Annotated in this window: 16 protein-coding genes and 1 other RNA gene; 6 read left to right on the forward strand and 11 right to left on the reverse strand. The window is 66.1% G+C overall.

The features are described from left to right. Nucleotides 1-4: 4 nt before the first annotated feature. The gene (locus tag AB3347_RS17300; RefSeq protein WP_369093027.1) at nt 5-862 is read right to left on the reverse strand and encodes a class I SAM-dependent methyltransferase; all 858 of its coding nucleotides are present in this window, start codon (nt 860-862) and stop codon (nt 5-7) included. A gap of 168 nt (nt 863-1,030) precedes the next feature. Between AB3347_RS17300 and ssrA the strand changes: the two genes are divergently transcribed. Further along, nucleotides 1,031-1,389, forward strand: a transfer-messenger RNA (tmRNA) gene (gene ssrA, locus AB3347_RS17305). Between the two features lie 145 nt (nt 1,390-1,534). On the opposite strand, the gene AB3347_RS17310 is transcribed toward ssrA, so the two are convergent. The 5 genes from AB3347_RS17310 to tssF all read right to left on the reverse strand — a co-directional run bounded on the left by AB3347_RS17310 (nt 1,535) and on the right by tssF (nt 6,372). Further along, nucleotides 1,535-1,846, reverse strand: a complete 312-nt coding sequence (locus AB3347_RS17310; RefSeq protein WP_369093028.1) for a MerR family transcriptional regulator — start codon at nt 1,844-1,846, stop codon at nt 1,535-1,537. 3 nt (nt 1,847-1,849) lie between these two features. Then, complete coding sequence (locus tag AB3347_RS17315; protein WP_369093029.1) at nt 1,850-2,782, reverse strand: DnaJ C-terminal domain-containing protein; 933 nt, start codon at nt 2,780-2,782, stop codon at nt 1,850-1,852. A gap of 56 nt (nt 2,783-2,838) precedes the next feature. Next, nucleotides 2,839-3,450, reverse strand: a complete 612-nt coding sequence (locus AB3347_RS17320; RefSeq protein ID WP_369093030.1) for a type 1 glutamine amidotransferase domain-containing protein — start codon at nt 3,448-3,450, stop codon at nt 2,839-2,841. Nucleotides 3,451-3,543: 93 nt separating this feature from the next. After that, a complete protein-coding gene (gene tssG, locus AB3347_RS17325; protein ID WP_369093031.1) occupies nt 3,544-4,521 on the reverse strand; it encodes a type VI secretion system baseplate subunit TssG in 978 nt (325 codons plus the stop codon). Nucleotides 4,522-4,527: 6 nt separating this feature from the next. Continuing rightward, on the reverse strand, nt 4,528-6,372 hold the full coding sequence (gene tssF / locus AB3347_RS17330) for a type VI secretion system baseplate subunit TssF (RefSeq protein WP_369093032.1): 1,845 nt from the start codon (nt 6,370-6,372) through the stop codon (nt 4,528-4,530). Between the two features lie 186 nt (nt 6,373-6,558). On the opposite strand from tssF, the gene AB3347_RS17335 reads away from it, so the two are divergent. Together AB3347_RS17335 and AB3347_RS17340 are read left to right on the forward strand one after the other, a co-directional pair. Next, nucleotides 6,559-7,992, forward strand: a complete 1,434-nt coding sequence (locus AB3347_RS17335) for an MATE family efflux transporter (RefSeq protein WP_369093033.1) — start codon at nt 6,559-6,561, stop codon at nt 7,990-7,992. A 72-nt stretch (nt 7,993-8,064) separates the two neighbouring features. Then, nucleotides 8,065-10,296 carry an alpha/beta fold hydrolase gene (locus AB3347_RS17340; protein ID WP_369093034.1) on the forward strand — a complete coding sequence of 744 codons (2,232 nt, stop codon included), beginning with the start codon at nt 8,065-8,067 and terminating at the stop codon, nt 10,294-10,296. Between the two features lie 114 nt (nt 10,297-10,410). Here the strand turns inward: AB3347_RS17340 and AB3347_RS17345 are convergent, their stop codons facing one another. Beyond that, nucleotides 10,411-10,611, reverse strand: coding sequence for a CsbD family protein (locus AB3347_RS17345; RefSeq protein WP_369093050.1), 201 nt, complete (start codon nt 10,609-10,611; stop codon nt 10,411-10,413). Nucleotides 10,612-10,790: 179 nt separating this feature from the next. On the opposite strand from AB3347_RS17345, the gene AB3347_RS17350 reads away from it, so the two are divergent. Next, nucleotides 10,791-11,879 (forward strand): AI-2E family transporter, encoded by a 1,089-nt coding sequence (locus AB3347_RS17350; RefSeq protein WP_369093035.1) that lies wholly within the window; start codon nt 10,791-10,793, stop codon nt 11,877-11,879. 52 nt (nt 11,880-11,931) lie between these two features. Here AB3347_RS17350 and AB3347_RS17355 read toward each other — a convergent pair whose 3' ends face one another. The 4 genes from AB3347_RS17355 to AB3347_RS17370 form a co-directional block, all read right to left on the reverse strand. Next, complete coding sequence (locus AB3347_RS17355) at nt 11,932-12,108, reverse strand: CsbD family protein (RefSeq protein ID WP_369093036.1); 177 nt, start codon at nt 12,106-12,108, stop codon at nt 11,932-11,934. Nucleotides 12,109-12,180: 72 nt separating this feature from the next. Then, entirely contained in the window at nt 12,181-12,798 is a 618-nt protein-coding gene (locus AB3347_RS17360) for a class I SAM-dependent methyltransferase (protein WP_369093037.1), read from the reverse strand. A gap of 155 nt (nt 12,799-12,953) precedes the next feature. After that, nucleotides 12,954-15,017, reverse strand: a complete 2,064-nt coding sequence (locus AB3347_RS17365) for a M13 family metallopeptidase (RefSeq protein WP_369093038.1) — start codon at nt 15,015-15,017, stop codon at nt 12,954-12,956. Between the two features lie 31 nt (nt 15,018-15,048). Continuing rightward, nucleotides 15,049-17,673 (reverse strand): M1 family metallopeptidase, encoded by a 2,625-nt coding sequence (locus tag AB3347_RS17370; RefSeq protein WP_369093039.1) that lies wholly within the window; start codon nt 17,671-17,673, stop codon nt 15,049-15,051. Between the two features lie 340 nt (nt 17,674-18,013). Here AB3347_RS17370 and AB3347_RS17375 point away from each other — a divergent pair, with 340 nt between their 5' ends. Together AB3347_RS17375 and AB3347_RS17380 are read left to right on the forward strand one after the other, a co-directional pair. Next, complete coding sequence (locus AB3347_RS17375; protein WP_369093040.1) at nt 18,014-18,295, forward strand: flagellar protein FliT; 282 nt, start codon at nt 18,014-18,016, stop codon at nt 18,293-18,295. A gap of 135 nt (nt 18,296-18,430) precedes the next feature. Continuing rightward, the coding region (locus AB3347_RS17380; protein ID WP_369093041.1) for an IS1595 family transposase at nt 18,431-19,280 on the forward strand (850 nt) is incomplete at its 3' end.

A 19,280-nucleotide genomic window follows, 5' to 3' on the forward strand; every position in this document is an offset into this window, starting at 1 on the left:
GCCTTCAGCCTGCGGTTTTTTTTCGGAAGACGCAGACGATGATGTCGCTCGGGAAGACGCGCAGCACCGGGATGGCGCACATGATGGCGACGTACTGCACCCATAGCGACAGTGGCGACACATTGCCCGCGCAGCTCAGGCGCTCGCGCAGGCCCTTGGCGCGCAGGGCCGGCAGCTCGGCGCTGTCGACCAGGTCGAAGCCGCGCCCCGCCACCAGCTGCGCCAGGTTGCCGGTGCTGAAGTAATGCACGTGCGGCGACGGCAGGTCTTTCTGCCACAGCCGCTCGAAGGGCGTGCGCCAGCCCAGGCGGGCGATGACTTTCGACAGGCGATAGAAGAAGCCGCGGCTGTTCGGCAGGTTGAGGATCAGGATTCCTTTAGGATTCAGGCGCTCTCGGCAGGCATCCAGCGCGCTGCGGATGTCGGGAATGTGTTCGATGACGTCGTTGAAGACGATGACGTCGAAGCGCTCGCCCTCGCGCAGCACGTCGGGAAAGAAGCCGGCCCGCACCGGCAGGCCGCGCGCGGCAGCGCGCGAACCGACGACCGCATCCGGCTCGACACCGAGCACGTCGAAATCGGCGCGCGCCGTTTCCAGGAACCAGCCGTGGGCGCTGCCCACGTCGAGCAGGCTGCGCGCCCCCGGCCGGACATGCCGCTTGGCGTACTGCACGATGGCGCGGAAATTTTCCAGCCGCAGGGCCTTCAGGCCGGCCTCGCGCTCCGCTTCGTTGACCGCGGGCCCGGTGTGCCGGTTGATCGCGACCGACAGCGCCGCGCTTTCGTAATGGCAGGCCGGACAGGTCGCATGCCACGAAGCGATCCCGGCCGTTTGAGTATTACCGCAGACGATGCAAACCATTCCATTTCCTTGTCAAAAGACTTGATGCGGACGGCGTAAGCGGCTCATCATATTGCAGTTTTATCATGCAATGAGCATATCTTTTTGGACCGGCTTGACATGAAGCGGTTCCCAAGCTGTGAAGCTGCACCGACCTGCAAATTGGAGTACAATGAAGCTTCTTTCGTTGGGGGCGACCTGGTTTCGACGTGGGTTGCAAAGCAGCGCAGGGCATACCGAGGACTGGTTACCTCGTAAATACATCCAGAAATCAATAACTGCAAACGATAACTCGTACGCACTCGCAGCTTAATTGCTGCTAGGTCCACAACACCTCGCCCCTGGGGTGTGCCGCAAGGTTCGTGGACTCATTTACAGGGGCTCGCAGTAGGCCGGGTCACTTGGTCGACTGCTAAATAATAGGTGACTCGCCTGTCCAAAGGGTGCACATCTCCGTTGTCCAGGTTAAATTAATTGATAGTGCTAAGTATGTAGAACTGTCTGTAGAGTGCTTGCGGACGCGGGTTCGATTCCCGCCGCCTCCACCAACCTCTTCCAAAAAGCCGCTGATTCGTCAGCGGCTTTTTCTTTTCTGCCCGCGCTTGCCGGCTTGTCGCCCGAGCTTGCAGGCGGCCCAGGCTGGCACGCGGCCTCGGCCTTGTTGGCCGTACAGGTGGCACCGGGCCACAGGCCCTATTCCAGACCCAGCACCCGCATCCTGGTGCGCAGTCGCCGCACCTCGTCGCTCAGGTCGATCACCAGTGCCGCGATATGCTCGTTGGCTTCGAAGTCGCGCTCGATGCTGAGCAGGCGCCGCACGCGGTTCAGGTCGCTGCTGCCGAAACGCAGGCTCGTCACCTGCACCGCCGCCTCGCCGCCGAGCACGCCGGCCTGCACATGGCGCAGCACCCACTCCGGTTCCACGTTCGCCGCCTGTGCCAGTTCCTCCAGGCTCAGGGCCACTTCGTCCAGCAGCACGCCGGTCAGGATTTGTGGCTGTTGCATCGTTCACGCTCCCATGTTGTTACGCGGATTGAAGGACATCTCGCGCGCCATCTGTTCGTACAACTCTTTTGCGCGTGGAGAATTGGCCGGGGGCAGCGCCACCTCGAGGATCAGGTACAGGTCGCCCGGCGTGGCGGCCGGGATCCCGCGCCCCTTCAAGCGTAGTTTGCGCCCGGCCTGCGAGCCTGCGGGGACCGCAACTTCGACCGTCCCCGACGGTGTCGGCACCGATATCCTCGCGCCCAGCGCCGCTTCCCATGGCGTCACCGGCACGGTCTGGTACACGTTCGCGCCGTCCACCCGGTAACGCGGGTCTTCCCTGTACTGGATTTCCAGGTACAGGTCGCCCGCCGGGCCACCCCCGATCCCGGGCTGGCCCTGGCCTCCCAGCCGCAACTGCTGGCCGGGCGTGACGCCCTTCGGAATGTTCACGCTCAGGGTTTTTTCCTGCATCGCCACATGGCCTTGCGCGTGCTGCACCGGCACGCGCAGGCCGATGTTGCGCGTCGCACCGGTGTAGGCGTCGGGCAGGTCGATCGTGATCGCAGCGTGGATGTCTTCGCCGCGCATCTGAAAGCCCGCGCCCGGGCCGGCGCCCGCGCGTCCACGGCGCCCCATGTGCGCAAACAGGTCGGCAAAGACGTCTTCGGTGCCGGCGCCGGAAAAGTCGTACTGCGAGGCCCAGTCCGGCGGCGGCCGGAATCCTTCCCGCGTTTGCTGGCCGCGGCGGCCCAGGTCGTCGTAGGCCGCACGCTTCTCGGCGTCGCCCAGCACGCCGTAGGCTTCGTTGATTTCCTTGGTTTTTTCGGTCGCGTTCTCGTGCTTGCTGAGGTCCGGGTGGTACTGGCGCACGAGCTTGCGGTAGGCCTTCTTGATCTCTTCGGGAGACGCGTTTTTTTCCAGCCCCAGCGTCTTGTAATAGTCCTTGTACTCCACGCGCACCTCCGCAAAGGTTTTCGTCGTCGTAAGCGGCTACCTGACCAAACAGCACCCTACGACGTCGGCCCCGGATCCATCCCGGCCTGCTGCATCACCATCAACTCCTTCATCAGCGCCTCGTTGAACGCCGGAATATCGTCCGGCTTGCGACTCGTGATCAGCTTGCCGTCGACGACGACTTCATCGTCCGTCCATTCCGCCCCCGCCGCCTTCAGGTCGTCCTGGATCGCCGGATAGCTGGTCAGGTGCTTCGATTCGGCAATACCCGCATCGATCAGCGGCCACGGTCCATGGCAGATCGCGGCGATCGGCTTGTCGGCCTCGTCGAAGGCCTTGATGAAGGCGATCGCTTCGGGGATCTGGCGCAGCTTCTTCGGATTTTCTTCGCCGCCCGGCAGCAGCAAGGCGTCGAAGTCGGCTTCCCGGGCCTGCGCCAGGCTCAGTTCCACCTTGAAGCGGTCGCCCTGCTGGTCGTGGTTCTTGCCCTGCACTTCCTCGCCCGCGTCCTTGGGCGACACCAGGGTCACGCGCACGCCCTTCTGTTCGAGGAACTTGCGCGGTTCGGTGTACTCGACCTGTTCGACGCCGTCGGTCATCAGGACCGCAACGCGCCGGCCGACCAGGTCCTGCTCGCTCACCAGGTCCAGGTGATCGCCTGCATTCACAATATTTTCCATATGCCCTCCTGTCCGGTTGATCCGCTGGTCGGGTCGATTGTAGGACGTCCACATGGCAGGCGTCGCGCGGATGATCCGGGATCAGTCCAGCAGGTAGCAGACGTCGTCGCGGTCGCGCCGGTCCGGGCGCGTGCACAGGAAACCGTCCAGGCCGAGCCGCATCGTGCCGTCCAGGCTGGCGCCGTCGACCTCGTCGCCGCGCAGCACCACCTGCAGCTCGCGGTAAGGCACTTCGATCGCGAAGCGTTCCAGCAAGGCCGCCAGGGCCCGGGCGCCGCTCGCGCCCGGCAGGAAGCGCTCGAACTGGGTGGAGGACACGGGCCCTACCCGGATCCGGATGCCGAGTTCGGGCCGCAGCAGGCGCTCGCCCAGGGTGGCGCCCAGCCCGACGTCGCAGTTATTTTCGCCCAACCGGCTGCGGTCGGCCTTGCCGAGCGGGTCCCAGCGGCCGGCGAACTGCTCCACCGCGACCGGTACCTGCAGGTACTCGCCGAGCACGCCCGCGATCAGGCTGGCGGACACGACCCGGCTGCGCAGCTGGGCGGCGAAATAGGCCAGGCTCTCGAAGGCCAGGCCGGCATCGAGCTGGCCTTGGCCGGCGATGCCGCCGAGCGCCGCCAGCTGGGCCAGGAAGCGGTCGCGGTGGTGCTCGTCCGATCCGCCGCGCACCCGGTACTTGCGCCAGGCAAGGTAGAACAGCGCCACCTGGCGGCTCGAGAACGCGTCGTAGAAGGCGCGCGGGCCTTCGTCGCGGGTGGCATGCTCCCAGGCCGCGATGCGCTCGGTGTAATGCTGCGGCAGCGCGCCGTTCACGCCCAGCAGGCCCATCACCGCGGTGCGCACGCGCAGGCGGATCTCGCCGCTGCCCGCCTGGGCCTCGGCGCCCTGCTCCATCCGCAGCGCCTCGATATCGCTGGCCGGGAAGGCCAGCGACAGGCTGTTCTCGAAGCGGATCGCGGTCTCGGGCGACAGGCCGTAGCGGCGCAGCCAGCGCGACAGCAGGCGGATGGCCTGGAACAGTTCGTAGCGCCAGGGTTCGGCGAGGAGCTCGGTGATCACGCGCGATCACACCAGCGTCAGGTTGCCGTTGCGCGGCTCGCAGCGCAGCAGCTCGCGGTCGGTCTGCGCCGAGCGCACCACCAGGCGCGTGAAGCTGTTGATGTGCACGTACAGGCCGAAGAAGCGGTTCACCACTTCCGCAAACACGTACAGGCTGCTGCCCGCGAAGGCTTCCTCGTCCACCGTCATGCGGACTTCGGTGCCGTGCACCAGCGTGGCGCCGATCCGGGTGCGCATCCAGGCTGTCGACGGCAGGGTTTCCATGGCCGCGATGCCGGCGATCTGGCGCTGCGTCGCCGCCGAGCGCGACACGTCGTACAAGCTCAGCACCTCGCGGAAGGCGTCGAGGTCGCCCAGCGAGCGGTGGTTGAGCGCGAGCTGGGCCACCAGCCGCCAGTGCGCGCCGCCGGAGGACGGGAAGCGGTGCGGCGGGGTCGGCCGGCGCAGCAGGCGGATCGGCAGGCCGCCGGTCGCGGTTTCGCTGCTGAGGTCGCCGCCCGGCGCGCCGAAGCCGGTGCTGGGCGCATGGGCGCCGTTGGTGCAGGTCAGGTCGATCGAGGCCACGCACTGCTCGTCCGGCGCCAGCGAGAAGCCGGCATCGGTGAAGCCGATCTTCATGCGGTGGCGGTGCACGCCGCGGTCGTCGCGGCGCGCGAACCAGTAGCGCTCACGTAGTGTGCACCCTTCGCCGCCTTCGCCGTGGCGCAGGCCGTAGTAGGGCCGGTAGGCGATCGACTGCACCCTGCCCTCCGCCGTGCGCAGCACGTTCACGGTGTCGATGCTGTAGACCTCCACGTCTTCTTCGTGCCGCCCCGGCAGCACGTCGTACATCGCGCTGCGGTGGGTGATCCGCACCGGCATGGCGGCCTGCTGGAACAGGTTGACCACCGGGGTGCAGCCGGGCGCCAGGTGCGCCGCGCTCAGGGTCCCGAGCAGGCGCGCGGCGCCGCTGTCGCCGTGCAGGCCATTGACGATCAGGTGCAGGGTGAAGCGGTGCGCGGCGGCCGGCAGCATCGGTCCCAGCTTGCCCAGGTCGATGTCGATGAAATGGAACTTGTCGGGGAAGGCGAAGTATTCGCTCAGCAGCCGGTAGGCGCCGTGTTCGCTCGGTCGCAGGGGCACCAGGGCATCGTCGTCGCCGAAGCCGCCCAGCGCCAGCGGCATGCGCTCGAGCTGGCGCCACGGTCCGCCGTCGCCGATTTCCAGGTAGCTGGCGCCGACGCGCATGAACAGGATGTCGATCAGGCTTGCTGCCAGCAAAGGATCGGCATCGACGTAGAGCCGCAGGCGCGGCATGCCGAGCTGGCGCAGCAGGCGCGCCGGGACCGCGCTCTCGATCGTCACCGCCACCTGGCCGGTGGCGCGCGCCGGCAGGCGCACGTGGGCCGGCGCATGCACCACCGGCTCGTAGCGCGCCCGCGCCACGCCCACCGGGGCCAGCGTCAGGGGACTGGTGGTGCGGAAGCGGCAGGCCGTGCCCTTGGCGTGCAGCGCGCTCATCTCGGTGCCGCGCGGTACCGTCTCCGCCCGCTCGGGCTTGCCCCCGGCCTGGGCTCCCGCGTCGCTGTCGATGCGGGCGATCGAGCAGGACGGAATGCCCTGCAGAAAGTAGGGATAAAGACTGCCCAGCAGGGCTTCGGTGAACTCGGGATAGTCATCGTCGAGCTTGCGTGCGGTGCGCGCATTGAGCAGCGCGCAGGCCTGGATCAGGCGCCGGATGTGCGGGTCTTCGGTTCCCTCGGCGCCCAGGCCCAGTTCGTTCGCCAGGCGGGGATACTGGTGCGCCAGCTCGCGCCCGACCGTGTTCAGGTAGACCAGTTCACGCTCGTAGTACGGCAACAGCTCTTCCATGGCGTTCTCCTCTCGCAAGATCTAAAGGTCGTGCAGTTTTGCGCGCAAGACCTTGCGACCAATCAAGAACGGATGAGCAGCTGCTCGCTGGCATGTTCACAGCGCCGGGGCGGCGCCAACTTGTTGCTCAGTTCAAGCACTTAGTCAGTAAAATGGCGGGCTTTCCAGTACCATCAGCAGACCGCCATGACCGCCACCACTGTCTCATCCGCCCACATCGCTCCGGTGCGCTCCGAAATTGCCACGCTGTGGCGCCTGTCCTGGCCGATGCTGGTCGGCCAGCTGGCCACCGTGGGCATGGGCGTGGCCGACGTCGCGATGACCGGCCACGTCAGCGCCGAGGAGCTGGCCGCCGTCTCGCTCGGCACCTCGGTATGGTCGATCGTCCTGGTGACCGTGATGGGCACCATGATGGCGATTAACACCGTGGTCGCCCACGAGATCGGGGCGGCGCGCTACGACCAGATTCCGCATTCGGTACGCCAGTCGCTGTGGAAAGGCTTGCTGGTGGGCCTGGTCGCCATGCTATTCGCCAACCTGTGCACCCTGCTGTTCGATCACGTCGGCCTGGAACAACACGTGGCCGACCGCGCTTCGCTGTTCCTGCACGTGATCAGCTTCGGCATGCCGGCCTTCGCCTGCTACCGCGCGTTATATGGCTACACCACCAGCATCAACCAGACCAAGCCGATCATGTGGATCGCGATCTTCGGCCTGGTCTTCAACGTGCTCTCGAACTGGCTGCTGGTGTACGGCAACTGGGGCTTCCCGCAACTGGGTGCGGTGGGCTGCGCGGTGTCGACCGCGGTCGGCATGTGGCTGGTGCTGGGCGCCATGGTGTTGTGGATCAAGCGGTCGCCGGCCTACCGCATGACCTATCCGTTCACCGGCTGGGAGGGCCCGGACCGCAAGGAAATCGGGGCCATGCTGCGCCTCGGCCTGCCGATCGGCGTTACCTATTTTGCCGAGGTCAGCGCCTTCGGCCTGATCAGCCTGCTGGTGGCGCGCTTCGGCGTGGTCGCCGTGTCCTCGCACCAGGTGGCACTGAATTTTTCTTCGCTGACCTTCATGGTGCCACTCAGTCTCTCGATCGGCATGATGACCCGCGTCGGCCAGGCCATGGGCGAAGGCAATCCGGTGCGCGCCCGCTTCGTGGGCTGGGTCGGCGTCGGCATGTCGGTGACGCTCGGCGCGCTGTCGGCGCTCTGCATCGCCCTGTTCCGCTGGGAGATCGCGGCCGCCTACACCTCCGATCCGGCGGTGCAGGCCGCCTGCGCCCACCTGCTGCTGTTCGCTGCGCTGTTCCAGCTGTCCGACGCCACCCAGGTCGCCACCGCCTCGGCGATCCGCGGCTACCAGGTAACGCGTGCGCCGATGATCATCCAGCTGCTCGCCTTCTGGGGCGTCTCGCTGCCGCTGGGCTGCATCCTGGGCCTGGCGCCGGCCTGGTTCCCATGGACGCCGGACGCGCCGATGTCGACCACCGGCTTCTGGATCGGGCTGGTGATCGCACTGACGGTGGCGGCGGTGCTGCTGACCTGGTCGTTCGAGAAACTGGCGCGCCGCCGCATCCGCGAGGCTGCGGGCCAGGGCGACCGGCTACAGCAGGCACAGGTGTAATTACAGCTTTTCGGGTCCGTCTCTGGTATCGTTCCGCAGTTGTCGCAAATTAACTTATACCAGAGACACTCCATGCGCCCTCTCCTGCTCCTTTCGACCGCTCTCGCGGTCGCCCTCGCGGCCGCTCCCGCTGCGGCCGAACGCCTCACGCTGGACCGTATCTACGGCGATCCGGCCCTGGCCGGCGCCAGCGTGAAGAACCTGCGCGTCTCGCCGGACGGCGAACGCGTCACCTTCCTGCGCGGCCGTGCCGACAACCAGTACCAGCAGGACCTGTGGGAATACAACATGAAGACCAAGAGCACCCAGCGCCTGGTCGATTCCAAGCGCCTGGTGCCGAACGAGGAGCTGTCGCTCGAGGAAAAAGCACGCCGCGAACGGGCCCGTACCGCCGGCCTGTCGGGCATCCTCAACTATTACTGGTCGCCGGACGGCAGGCAGCTGCTGGTGCCGATCGGCGGCGACCTGTACCTGGTCGACGTCGCCAGGCCGGAAGCCGCGCGCAAGGTTGCGTCGGGCAACGTGATCGATCCGAAGATCTCGCCGAAGGGCCGCTACGTCTCCTTCGTGCGCAACCAGAACCTGGTCGTGATCGACCTGCAGACCGGCGCCGAGCGCCAGCTGACCACCGACGGCAAGGGCACCATCCACAACGGCGAGGCCGAATTCGTCGCCCAGGAAGAGATGGACCAGCACACCGGCTACTACTGGGCGCCGGACGATTCCGCGATCGCCTACCGCCGCTACGACGAAAAACCGGTCCCGGTGGTGCGCCGCTTCGAGATCTTCGCCGACCGCACCGAAGTGATCGACCAGCACTACCCGGCCGCCGGGGACCCGAACGTGCTGATCGAGCTGATGATCGTGAACCCGGCCACCGGCCAGCAGCGCAAGGTCGACCTCGGCGCCGAGAAGGACATCTACCTGGTGCGCGCCGACTTCAGCGCCGACGCCAAGACCCTGGTCTACCAGCGCCAGACGCGCGACCAGAAGCGCCTCGACCTGATCGCCGTGGACGTCGACACCCTGGCCCAGCGCCCGCTGCTGGCCGAAACCTCGAAGACCTGGGTCAGCATCCACAACGACCTGCGCTTCCTGAAGAACAAGAAGGCCTTCATCTGGGCTTCCGAACGCAGCGGCCGCAACCACCTGTACCTGTACGGCATGGACGGCAAGCTGCAGTACCCGCTGTCGAAAGGCGAATGGGGCGTCGATAACATCCTGGCGGTCGATGAAGCCGCCGGCAAGGTCTACGTCGCATCCAACAAGGACGCCGTGATCGACAAGCAGACCTACGCTCTGAACCTGGACGGCAAGAACGCCGACAAGCCGGTGCGCATCACCAGCGGCGACGGCTGGCACGAGGCCGCGTTCGCAGGCAACGGCAAGATCTTCGTCGACACCTACTCGAACCCGCAGACCCCGCCCCAGGTGTCGATCCGCCGTGCCGACGGCACGATGGTGGAATGGCTGGAAAAGAACGAACTGAACGCCAACCATCCTTACGCGAAGTACCTGCCGGACCACCTGCCCACCGAATACGGCAGCATCAAGGCCAAGGATGGCCAGACGCTGCACTACTCGATGATCAAGCCGGCCAACTTCGATGCCAGCAAGCGTTACCCGGTCTTTCTGTTCACCTACGGCGGCCCGCACTCGCAGCGCGTGACCCGTACCTGGGGCGCTTACTTCAACCAGTACATGGCGCAGCAGGGCTTCGTGGTGTTCACCCTGGATAACCGCGGCTCGAGCCGCCGCGAGCGCGTCTTCACCGACGCTCTCTACGGCAAGCTCGGCGCGGTCGAAGTGGAAGATCAGGTGACCGGCATCGACTGGCTGAACCAGCAGAGCTTCGTCGATCCGAAGCGCGTCGGCGTGTTCGGCTGGAGCTATGGCGGCTTCATGACCCTGCGCCTGCTGTCGGCAGCCTCGGACAAGATCGCGATGGGCGTGTCGGTGGCCCCGGTAACCGACTGGTCGCTGTACGACACCCACTACACCGAGCAGTTCGTGGGCGGCACGCCGAAGTCGGATCCGGAAGCCTACCAGCGCAGCGGCGTGTTCGCGCACCTGGACGGCATGAAGTCGCCGCTCCTGCTGATCCACGGCATGGCCGACGACAACGTGCTGTTCACCAACACCACGCGCCTGATCGACGAACTGGTCAAGCGCAACGTGCAGTTCGACCTGATGACCTATCCGGGCGCCAAGCACGGCATCTCGGGCAAGGTCAACCAGCGCCACGTGTACGGGCTGATCGAGGCCTTCTTCAAGAAGAACCTGGACGGAACGGCGGCGAAGTAAGCTGGTGTTCTCCTGAAGCAAAACAGCCGCCTCCGGGCGGCTGTTTTGCATTGTGGCGCCCTGAAACAACAACAGCCGCACTCGGGTGGCTGTTGTCGACGCGTGAACAGCGAATCAGTGCGGGCGGCGCGCAACGTCGTCCAGCTTGTCTTCCACCTTTTCCTGAACGTCGCCCACCTTCTTCTGCGCCTGGCCTTCGACCTTGGTCGCCTGGCCCTTGGCTTCCTGGGTTGGGCTGTCGATCGCATCACCAAATTCTTCCTGGATCTTGCCACCGATTTCTTTCAGTTTGCCCTTGACTTGATTTTCGTTGATCATGGTCTTCTCCTTAGTTTCACATGCCCGGATGGCCATGCACGAGTACAGAATACGGCGGCTTTCGCTGCCCTTCTGTTCGCGTCCGCACATTACACAAATGTCAGTATTGGCGCGACTTTAAGGCGCTGACAATGCTAACGTATTGTCAACACGACCACACCTTGAAAGGCCCCAGCATGAACGACAACCGGAACGAACACGCCGCCGAAGCACCGCCCGCGCAACGCCGGGATGCCAAGCGGGTCAGCATGATCAGCGGAATCGCCATCCTGTTCATCGCCCTCGCCGCCGCGGTCGTGCTGGCCGCCGATGCATTGCTGCTGATCTTTGCCTGCATCCTGTGCGCCATTCTCCTCTACAAGTTGAGTGACATGCTGGCGCAGCGCTTCCCCATGCATCGGCGTGTCGCGCTGGTGATTGTCGTGGTGGCGCTGCTGGCCATCGTCGGGATCGGCAGCTGGGTCATGGCGCCGCAGGTTTCCGAGCAGTCCAGCAAGCTGGCCAAGGAAGTGCCGGCTGCGGTCGAGCGCTTGAAGACGACGGTCGAGCAGCATCCCCTCATGAAGCGCGTCGTGGCGGAGTTGCCGCCGCCCGAGCAGATCGTCAAGCAAATGGGCAATATGGTGCCGAACGCGGGCCTGTTCTTCGGCGGCGTGATCGGCGCACTGGGCAACGTCGTCATCATCCTGTTCGTGGGCATTTATTTTGCAGCGAGTCCGCACACCTATACGACAGGCGTGATCCGCCTGATTCCAAAGACCCGACGCAGTCGCGCGCGCGAAGTACAGCAGGAGCTGGGAAACACGCTGTCCAGCTGGCTGCTGGGCAAGGCCGCCTCGATGCTGATCGTCGGCGTGGCCACCTCGATCGGCTTGAGCATGCTGGGCGTGCCGCTGGCGCTGATCCTCGGCATCATCGCCGGCCTGCTCGACTTCATCCCCTATCTCGGCCCGGTGATGGCCGGCGTGCCGGCGGTGCTGCTAGCGCTGTCGATCAGCCCGGACCTGGCGCTGTACACGGTGCTGCTGTTCGTCGGCATCCAGCTGGTGGAAGGCTATGTGCTGCAGCCACTGATCGAAGCCAAGGCCGTGGACCTGCCGCCGGCGCTGGTGATCGTGATGCAGCTGGTGTTCGGCACCCTGTTCGGCTTTGCCGGGGTGGCGCTGGCGACGCCGCTGGCGGCCGGGCTGGCGGTGCTGGTCAAGATGCTCTACATCGAAGACGTGCTGGGCGACCGGCCGGCGCAGAAGCGAACTCCGGCCTGAGCAGGAACGAAAAAGCCGCGCAATGCGCGGCTTTTTCATGGAGCGGCAGGGTTCAGCGCTTGCCCTTGACGATATCCTTCACGTCGCCCACTTTTTCCTGCACCTTGCCTTCGGCCTGCTTGGACAGGCCTTCGCGCTGGGCCTGGCGGTTGCCGACGGCTTCGCCGACCTTCTCCTGGATCTTGCCGCCGACGTCCTTGGCCTTGCCCTTGATTTGATCGTCATTCATGTCAATCACCTCTTTTGTGCGTGAAACGAAGTCCCACCCTAGGCTTCATTGCAGTGCAACTCTGTACGCCAGTTAACACACTGGCTTGCGCCAGACGCTGGCCAGCCAGGGCTGCTGGGCGCGCGGCAGGCCGGGCGGGCGGTAGTAGTGATGCAGGGGAATAAAGCCGGCGGCGGTCAGGTAGCGCTTCCAGGCCGCGTAGTCGTGGTAGCTGCCGTAACGCGGGCCGTTCCAGCCTTCGCGGTTGTCGCCGCGCGGGTTCGAGCTGAACAGGACGCCGCCGGGTTTCAGCGTGGCGTGCAGCTGCGCGAGTACCGCCGGCAAGGCGGCGCTCGGCACGTGGAACAGCGACGCGTTGGCAAAAATGCCGTCGAACATGGCCGGCGGCAAGTCCAGGTGCAGGAAGTCCTGGCGCCAGACCTCGCAGCCGCTATAAGCGCGCGCCATCTCGGCGAAGCGGCTGCTGCCGTCCAGGCCGATGGCTTTGTGGCCGAGCGCGGTAAAGGTCTTGAGGTCGCGGCCGGGACCGCAACCCAGGTCGAGGATGGTCCAGGGCGCCGGCGCCTCGATGGCGCCGAGCAGGGCCGCGACGTTCTGGCTGACGTCGTGGTCGATGGTGCCGGCGAAGAAGGCCTCGGCGTTGTGCTCATAATGGGCCAGGGTGCGGCGGGAGATGTCGTCGGGGTTCATGGCGGCATTATCCGGCCAATCGCTGCGAACTGTCATGCCGCTCCGCTGGTTCGCTGCACGACCACGTCGCCCCGGCCTGCGCCGGGACGACGGTATCGCAGCTGAAGGCGAGATCCGGCGAGATCCGGTGTCGCCGCGCATCCCGCCCTACCCCATCACCAGACCCGCACCCGCTGTTCCGGCGCCAGGTACAGCTGCTGCCCCGGCTGCACGTCGAAGGCCTTGTACCACGGGTCCAGGTTGCGCACGGTGTAGGTGCGGTACTGGCCCGGCGAATGGCCGTCGGTGAGCACGTTGCGGCGCAGCGATGCTTCGCGCATCTTGGTGCGCCAGCTCTGGGCGAAGCCGGTGAAGAACTGGCGGTCGGCTTCGACGCCGGTACCCTTGCCGCTCGGCGAGAACTTGAAGGCGTCGTAGGCCGCGGCCAGGCCGGCCAGGTCGGACAGGTTCTCGCTCAGCGTCAGCTGGCCGTTGATGGCCAGGTCGTCGAAAGGCTTGTAGGCGTTGTACTGCTCCACCAGCTTCTGCGAGGCTTGCTTGAAGTGGGCCAGGTCTTCCTTGGTCCACCAGTCGCGCAGGCGGCCCTGGGCGTCGAACTGGGCGCCCATGTCGTCGAAGCTGTGGCTGATCTCGTGGCCGATCACCGAGCCGATCGCGCCGTAGTTGTGGGCGTCCGAGGCCTTCGGATCATAGAAGGGCGGCTGCAGGATCGCGGCCGGGAAGTTCAGCGCGTTCTGCAGCGGCAGGTTGACCGCGTTGACCAGTTGCGGCGGCATCGCCCACTCGGTCTTCTTCGGCTTCTGCTTGAGCTTGGCGAGCTGCTGGGTGTAGTGGAATTCCTGCGCGCGCATCACGTTGCCCAGCGCGTCCTTCGGCGAGACCTGCAGGCCTGCGTAGGACTGCCAGCTGTCGGGATAGCCCACGCCCACGTACATGGTGCGCACCTTGTCCTTGGCCTGGGCGCGGGTCGACGGCGCCATCCAGTCGAGCTTGTCGATGCGGCGCTCGAAGGCTTGCTTGATGTTGGCCACCATCTTCTGGATGTGGGCCTTGTTCTCGCCCGGGAAGTACTTGTCCACGTACATCTTGCCGACCGCTTCTTCCATGGCGCTATTGGTGGCCGCCAGCGCCCGCTTCCAGCGCGGCGACTGCTGCGGCGAGCCGGTCAGGCCCTTGCCGTAGAACTCGAAACGCAGGTCGCCATAGGCCTTGGGCAGCGTGCTGGCGAACTGGTTCAGGCTGTGGAAGGCCAGGTAATCCTTCCAGGTAGCCAGGTCGGTGGCCGCCACCTGCCGGGCCGCGCCCTTGATGGCGCCCGGGTGGTAGGCGATGAAGCGGTCCTGGCCGGCCAGGCGGGCGCCCTGCATGAAGGCCTTCCAGTCCATGCCGGGGGCCTTGGCGGCGAAGTCCTTCATGCTCCAGGGATTGTTGGCCTTCTGGATGTCGGCCGATTCTTCGCGAGTGGCGTGGCTCTGGGCCAGTTCCGACTCCAACGCGAAGATCTTCGCGGCGCGCGCCTCGGCATTGTCGTAGCCGGCCAGCTTGAGCATGGCGCCGATGTACTGCTGGTACTTGCTGCGCAGCTCGGCCATCTTCGGGTTGTTGTCGAGATAGTAGGCGCGGTCCGGCAGGCCGATGCCGCCCTGCAGGATGTAGGCGAAGTTATGGGATGGATCGGTCAAACCCTGGTTGAACCACACGCCGAACAGGTTCGGGGTGTTGAAGTTGGTGGCGTTCAACGGGTCGACGTCGGCGCGCAGGAATTCGCCCAGCACGCGCGACAGCGCGGCACGGTCCTTGATGGCCTCGATCCTGTCCAGGCGCGGCTTGAGCGCGGCCAGGCCGGCGGACTCGATCGCCGCTTCGTTCATGTAAGCGGTGTAGAAGTCGGCCACCTTGCGCGCCTCGCTGCCGGCGGGCTTGCCGGCCGCCGCTTCCTCGATCAGCTTGACGATGCGGGCATTGGTCTCCTCGGCCAGCGCGTACATTGCGCCCCAGGCGCCGCGGTCGGCCGGGATCTCGGTCTTGGCCATCCACTCGCCGTTGGCCCAGGCGTAGAAGTCGTCGCCCGGCAGCACGGTGGCGGCGGCGGGCTTGGCGTCGGGCTTGGCGGCAACGGCGCCGGCGGCTTGTCCGGCCGCGTGGGCAGGCGCAATGGCAAAGGCGCCGCACAGCGCCAGGGCGACGGCGGTCTTGTTCAAGGTCCAGCTGGTTTTCATGGCTTCCCTTCTCTCGGTAATGATCTTGGTCTTACTGCAGGGCGGCGCGCACCTGCGGCAGCAGGCGCGCCTTCTGGTCGGCGCGGATGCGCACGCCGTTGCCGACGCGCTCGGCTTCGACAACGCCGTCCGGACCGAAGTTCTTGCGCATGTAGGCTTCCATCATCTCGGCGTGCGCCGGGTTGGCGGACGAGGCGACGATGCTGGCGAACAGGCTGTTGCGGCCCAGCGACTCCATGTTGTCCAGCAAGGCCTCGCGGTGGGCGATGGCGAAGTTCCAGGTCTGGTCGAGGTGCTCGGCGGCGACGCCGCCCACGATGTAGGGCACCAGGTCCGGTGGGGTCTGGGGCGAGAGCAGCGACTGCAGGGTGCGCGCGGCCAGCTGGGGATCCTGGGCGGCGCTCAAGGCGCGGCCGAAGCGGTTGCGCTCCTCGCTGGTCGGGGCGTTGGCGGCGCGCGCGGCCAGGGCCTCGTAGGTGGCCTTGTCGGCATAGCGTCCGGCGGTGCCGGTGACGAAGTCGATCATCGACGGCGGCACCGAGGACGGGGCCTCGAGGTAGCGCGCGAACCTGGCCTTGCCCTCGGCGATCGCCTGCGGGTCGCCGGCGCGCGCCAGCGCGCTCGCCAGCATGCCGCGCAGCTGGGTGTCCTCGGCGGTCTCGCCCGGCTTTTCTTCCCAGCCGAGCCGCTCGAACTTCGGCCGCGCGAAGCCGATCAGGAAGCGGCGGATCAGCGCCTGCTCCGGCTCGCCGCGCGCCAGCGCGTCGAGCGTGCGCAGGTTGGACAGGATCGCGTCCCAGACCGCCACCCGCGGCTCGTCGCCGTAGGTGCGCACCAGGTCGAGGTAGCCGGCCAGCGGCATGCGGCCGTTCGATGCGAAGCTCCAGGTATCGGAAAGGAGCTTCAGGCGCGTGCTGTCGGGCAGGCGCGGCGCCTGCTCGGCCAGCGCGCGGAAGCTGGCGGGGTCGTACTGCACGCGGAAGTAGCCGACGCTGTGCGGGTCGACCACCAGCGTGCCTTCGCAGCTGGCCTGGGTCAGCGTGGCGCTCGGGCCGGTCAGCAGCGTGGTCCAGGCCTTGCCGTTGACGGTGCCGACCTGCAGCGGCACGTTCCACAGGCGCAGCTGCCTGGGCGGCTCGTCCAGGCGGTACTGTTCCTGCGACAGCGTGACCTTGCGCTTGCCGTCCTCGCAGGCCTGCTCCACGCGGATCAGCGGGAAGCCCGGCTGCAGCGTCCAGTCCGAGGCCAGCTTCCCGACCGGCTTGCCGGACGCCTTTTCCAGCGCCGCCCACAGGTCGGCTGACGTGGTGTTGGAGTACTGGTGCCTGGCCATGTAGGCGCGCATGCCCTTGCGGAAGGCGTCTTCGCCCAGGTAGGCTTCCAGCATGCGCAGGAAGGCCTGGCCCTTCATGTAGGTGATCGCATCGAAGGCGGCGGCGGCCTGCTCTTCGGTGTCGATGCGGGTCTGGATCGGGTGGGTGGTCTTGCGCGCGTCCAGGTTCATCACGTATTCGCGCTCGGCCATGGCTTCCAGGTAGGGCCGCCATTCGGGATGGAAGTGCTGGGTGGCCTTGGCCGCCATCCACGAAGCAAAACCCTCGTTGAGCCACAAGTTGTCCCACCAGGCCATGGTGACCAGGTTGCCGAACCACTGGTGCGCCACTTCGTGGGCATTGATGTTGAAGGTGAACTTCTTGAGCTTTTCCGGACTCTTCTTCGGGTCGTACAGCAGGGTCGGCTCGTTGTAGACGATGGCGCCCCAGTTCTCCATGGCGCCGTTGAAGCCGCCCGGGATCGCGATCTGGTCCAGCTTGGGCAGCGGGTAGCGGATGCCGAAGTAATGGTTGTAGTAGCGCAGCAGGTCGCGGGTGGCGGCCAGCGGGAAGCTGGCCGAGTTCAGCTTGCCCTCGGTGGTCACGATGCCGATGTCGACGCCGTCCTGCTTGCTCGACAGGCGCTCCAGCTCGCCCGCCACCAGCACCACCAGGTAGCTGGGCATCTTCGGCGTGTTGCCGAAGCTGATGCGCTGCATGCCGCCAGCCATCGCTTCGCGCTTCTCGATCGGCGTGGTCGAATAGGCCTGGAAATTGCCGGGCACGTCGACCGTGAGCTTGAAGCGGGCGCGGAAGGCCGGTTCGTCCCAGGTCGGGAGCATGCGGCGCGCATCGGTCGGCGCCATCGTGGTGGCGATCAGCTTCTTCTCCTGGCCGCCGGCCTTGTAGTTCACGTAGAACAGGCCGCGCCCTTCGCGGTTGATCTGGCCGCGGAAGGCCAGGGCCAGCTCGTACTTACCCGGCGCCAGCGGCTGGGCCAGCTGAAAGCGCAGGGTCTGCTGCTGCTTGTCGAGGATCGGGTCGAGCCTGAGCGTGCCGATGTTCCCGCCCGCCAGGCTGGCGCTGTCGATCTGCATGTTGTCGGCGTTCAGCATGATGGTCGAGGTCGGCTTCAGGACCTCGATCTCGACCGTCTGGGTGCCGCGGAAGCTGTTCGCGCCGACGTCCGGCATGATGTGGGCCGTGTACTGGAGCGGGACCACGTCCTTCGGCAGCTTGCCGGGCGTGGCCGCGAAAGAAAACGGCGCCTCGGCCTGCGCCGTGGCGGCGCCCAGGACCAACGCGACCGAGGCGAGCGCCTTGGCAGCCCGGGCGACTGGCATGTCTCTCATAAGGTCTCTCTCTAAGCTGTTTTTATTGGTGTCGTATAGGTGCGGCCCTGCGCTCCTCGGCGCAAGAACCCAGCACGCACTGTAAGAAAGCGCGACGTCGCCTGCGCCCGGATTGCGACAGACTGCAAAAAACGGGGCCAGACTGCCAAAACCGGGGAATGGCAGAGGCATTCGGGCGCAGGCCGACTGAACGTGCAAGAGTAGCAACATTCATGTCCGTTGAAAAATATTTTAAAAATTTTTCAAAAACACCCTAAAGTTCCCGAAAGCCCATCCGTAAATGTCCTGGATACCCGGCAATCCGGCCGGTGTTTACTGCCCTGGTGCTCACATGACCCCGAACGACGCCCTCTCGATGTACGAAAACCTCGCTGGCCTCAGCAGCCAGATGAAGTGCGCCGCCGAAGCGGGCGACTGGACGGGTTTCGACAGGCTGAACGTGCAGGCCAGCGTCGCGGCAGGCGCGGCGATCGGCGGCGTGCCGGCACTGGACGGCGCCAAGCGCCAGCGCAAGATCGACCTGATCAAGCAGCTGATGGCCAACGACCGCGCGATCCGCGAGGTCACCGAACCGTGGATGGGCCAGCTGGACCGCGCCATGTGCGCACACTGATCGCGTCCGATTTCGAGATCGAAGGCACCTGCGGGTGCCTTTTGTTTTGGCGCTGTCATCCTTCGCTATGGATGAGGTTTGAACTGCTGAGCTGTTTCATGGTCGAACACCGGTCTCCACCACCGGGAAACGAGCATGCGTGCGCCTCAGTTCAAGAAGTGGTTTGCCAGACTGCCGGCACTGAACCTGCCACAGCGCCTGCACACGCTGGCCGCCCTGCAGCCGGCAGCCGGCCTGGCGCAGGTGGTGGCGCTGATCAGCCAGCTTGGCGCGGCGCAGCGGCGCTGTCCGGCTTGCGCCTGTGAACGGTACCACCGGCACGGACAAGCCAATGGCCTGCCACGCTACCGCTGCCGCGCATGCAGGCGCACCTATAACGACCTGAGCGGCACACCGCTGGCGCGCCTGCGGCGGCGCGACAAATGGCTGGATTACCTGGGCACGGTCCTGGCCTCGACGTCGGTGCGGGCTGCAGCCAGCCAGGTTGGCGTGCACCGCAACACGGCCTTTCGCTGGCGCCACCGCTTTCTCGAGCGCGCCAAGCATGACCGCCCGCAACTGCTCAATGGCATTGCCGAGGCCGACGAGATATTCCTGCTGGAGTCGCAAAAAGGCGCGAAAAAGCTGAACCGTCCGGCGCGCAAGCGCGGCGGACGCGCCGGCCGGCGCGGGATCTCGCGCGAGCTCGACTGCATCCTGGTGGCGCGCGACCGCGGCGGGCAGACCATCGATGCCGTGGTCGGCCGCGGCGCGCTGACGGCCGCGCAACTAACGCGCCACCTGCTGCCCAGGCTCGACCGGCAAGTACTCCTGGTCAGCGACGGGTATGCTGCCTATCGGGCCTTCGCCCGCCAGCATGGCATTGCGCACCAGGCGGTCGACTTGCGCGCAGGGATACGCCTACGCCGGAGCGCCGCCGGCGCGATCCACGTCCAGAATGTGAACGCCTACCACAGCCGCTTTCGCCAGTGGTTGAGCCGCTTTC

Source organism: Massilia sp. X63 (assembly GCF_041023745.1).
Taxonomy (GTDB): Bacteria; Pseudomonadota; Gammaproteobacteria; order Burkholderiales; family Burkholderiaceae_D; genus Telluria.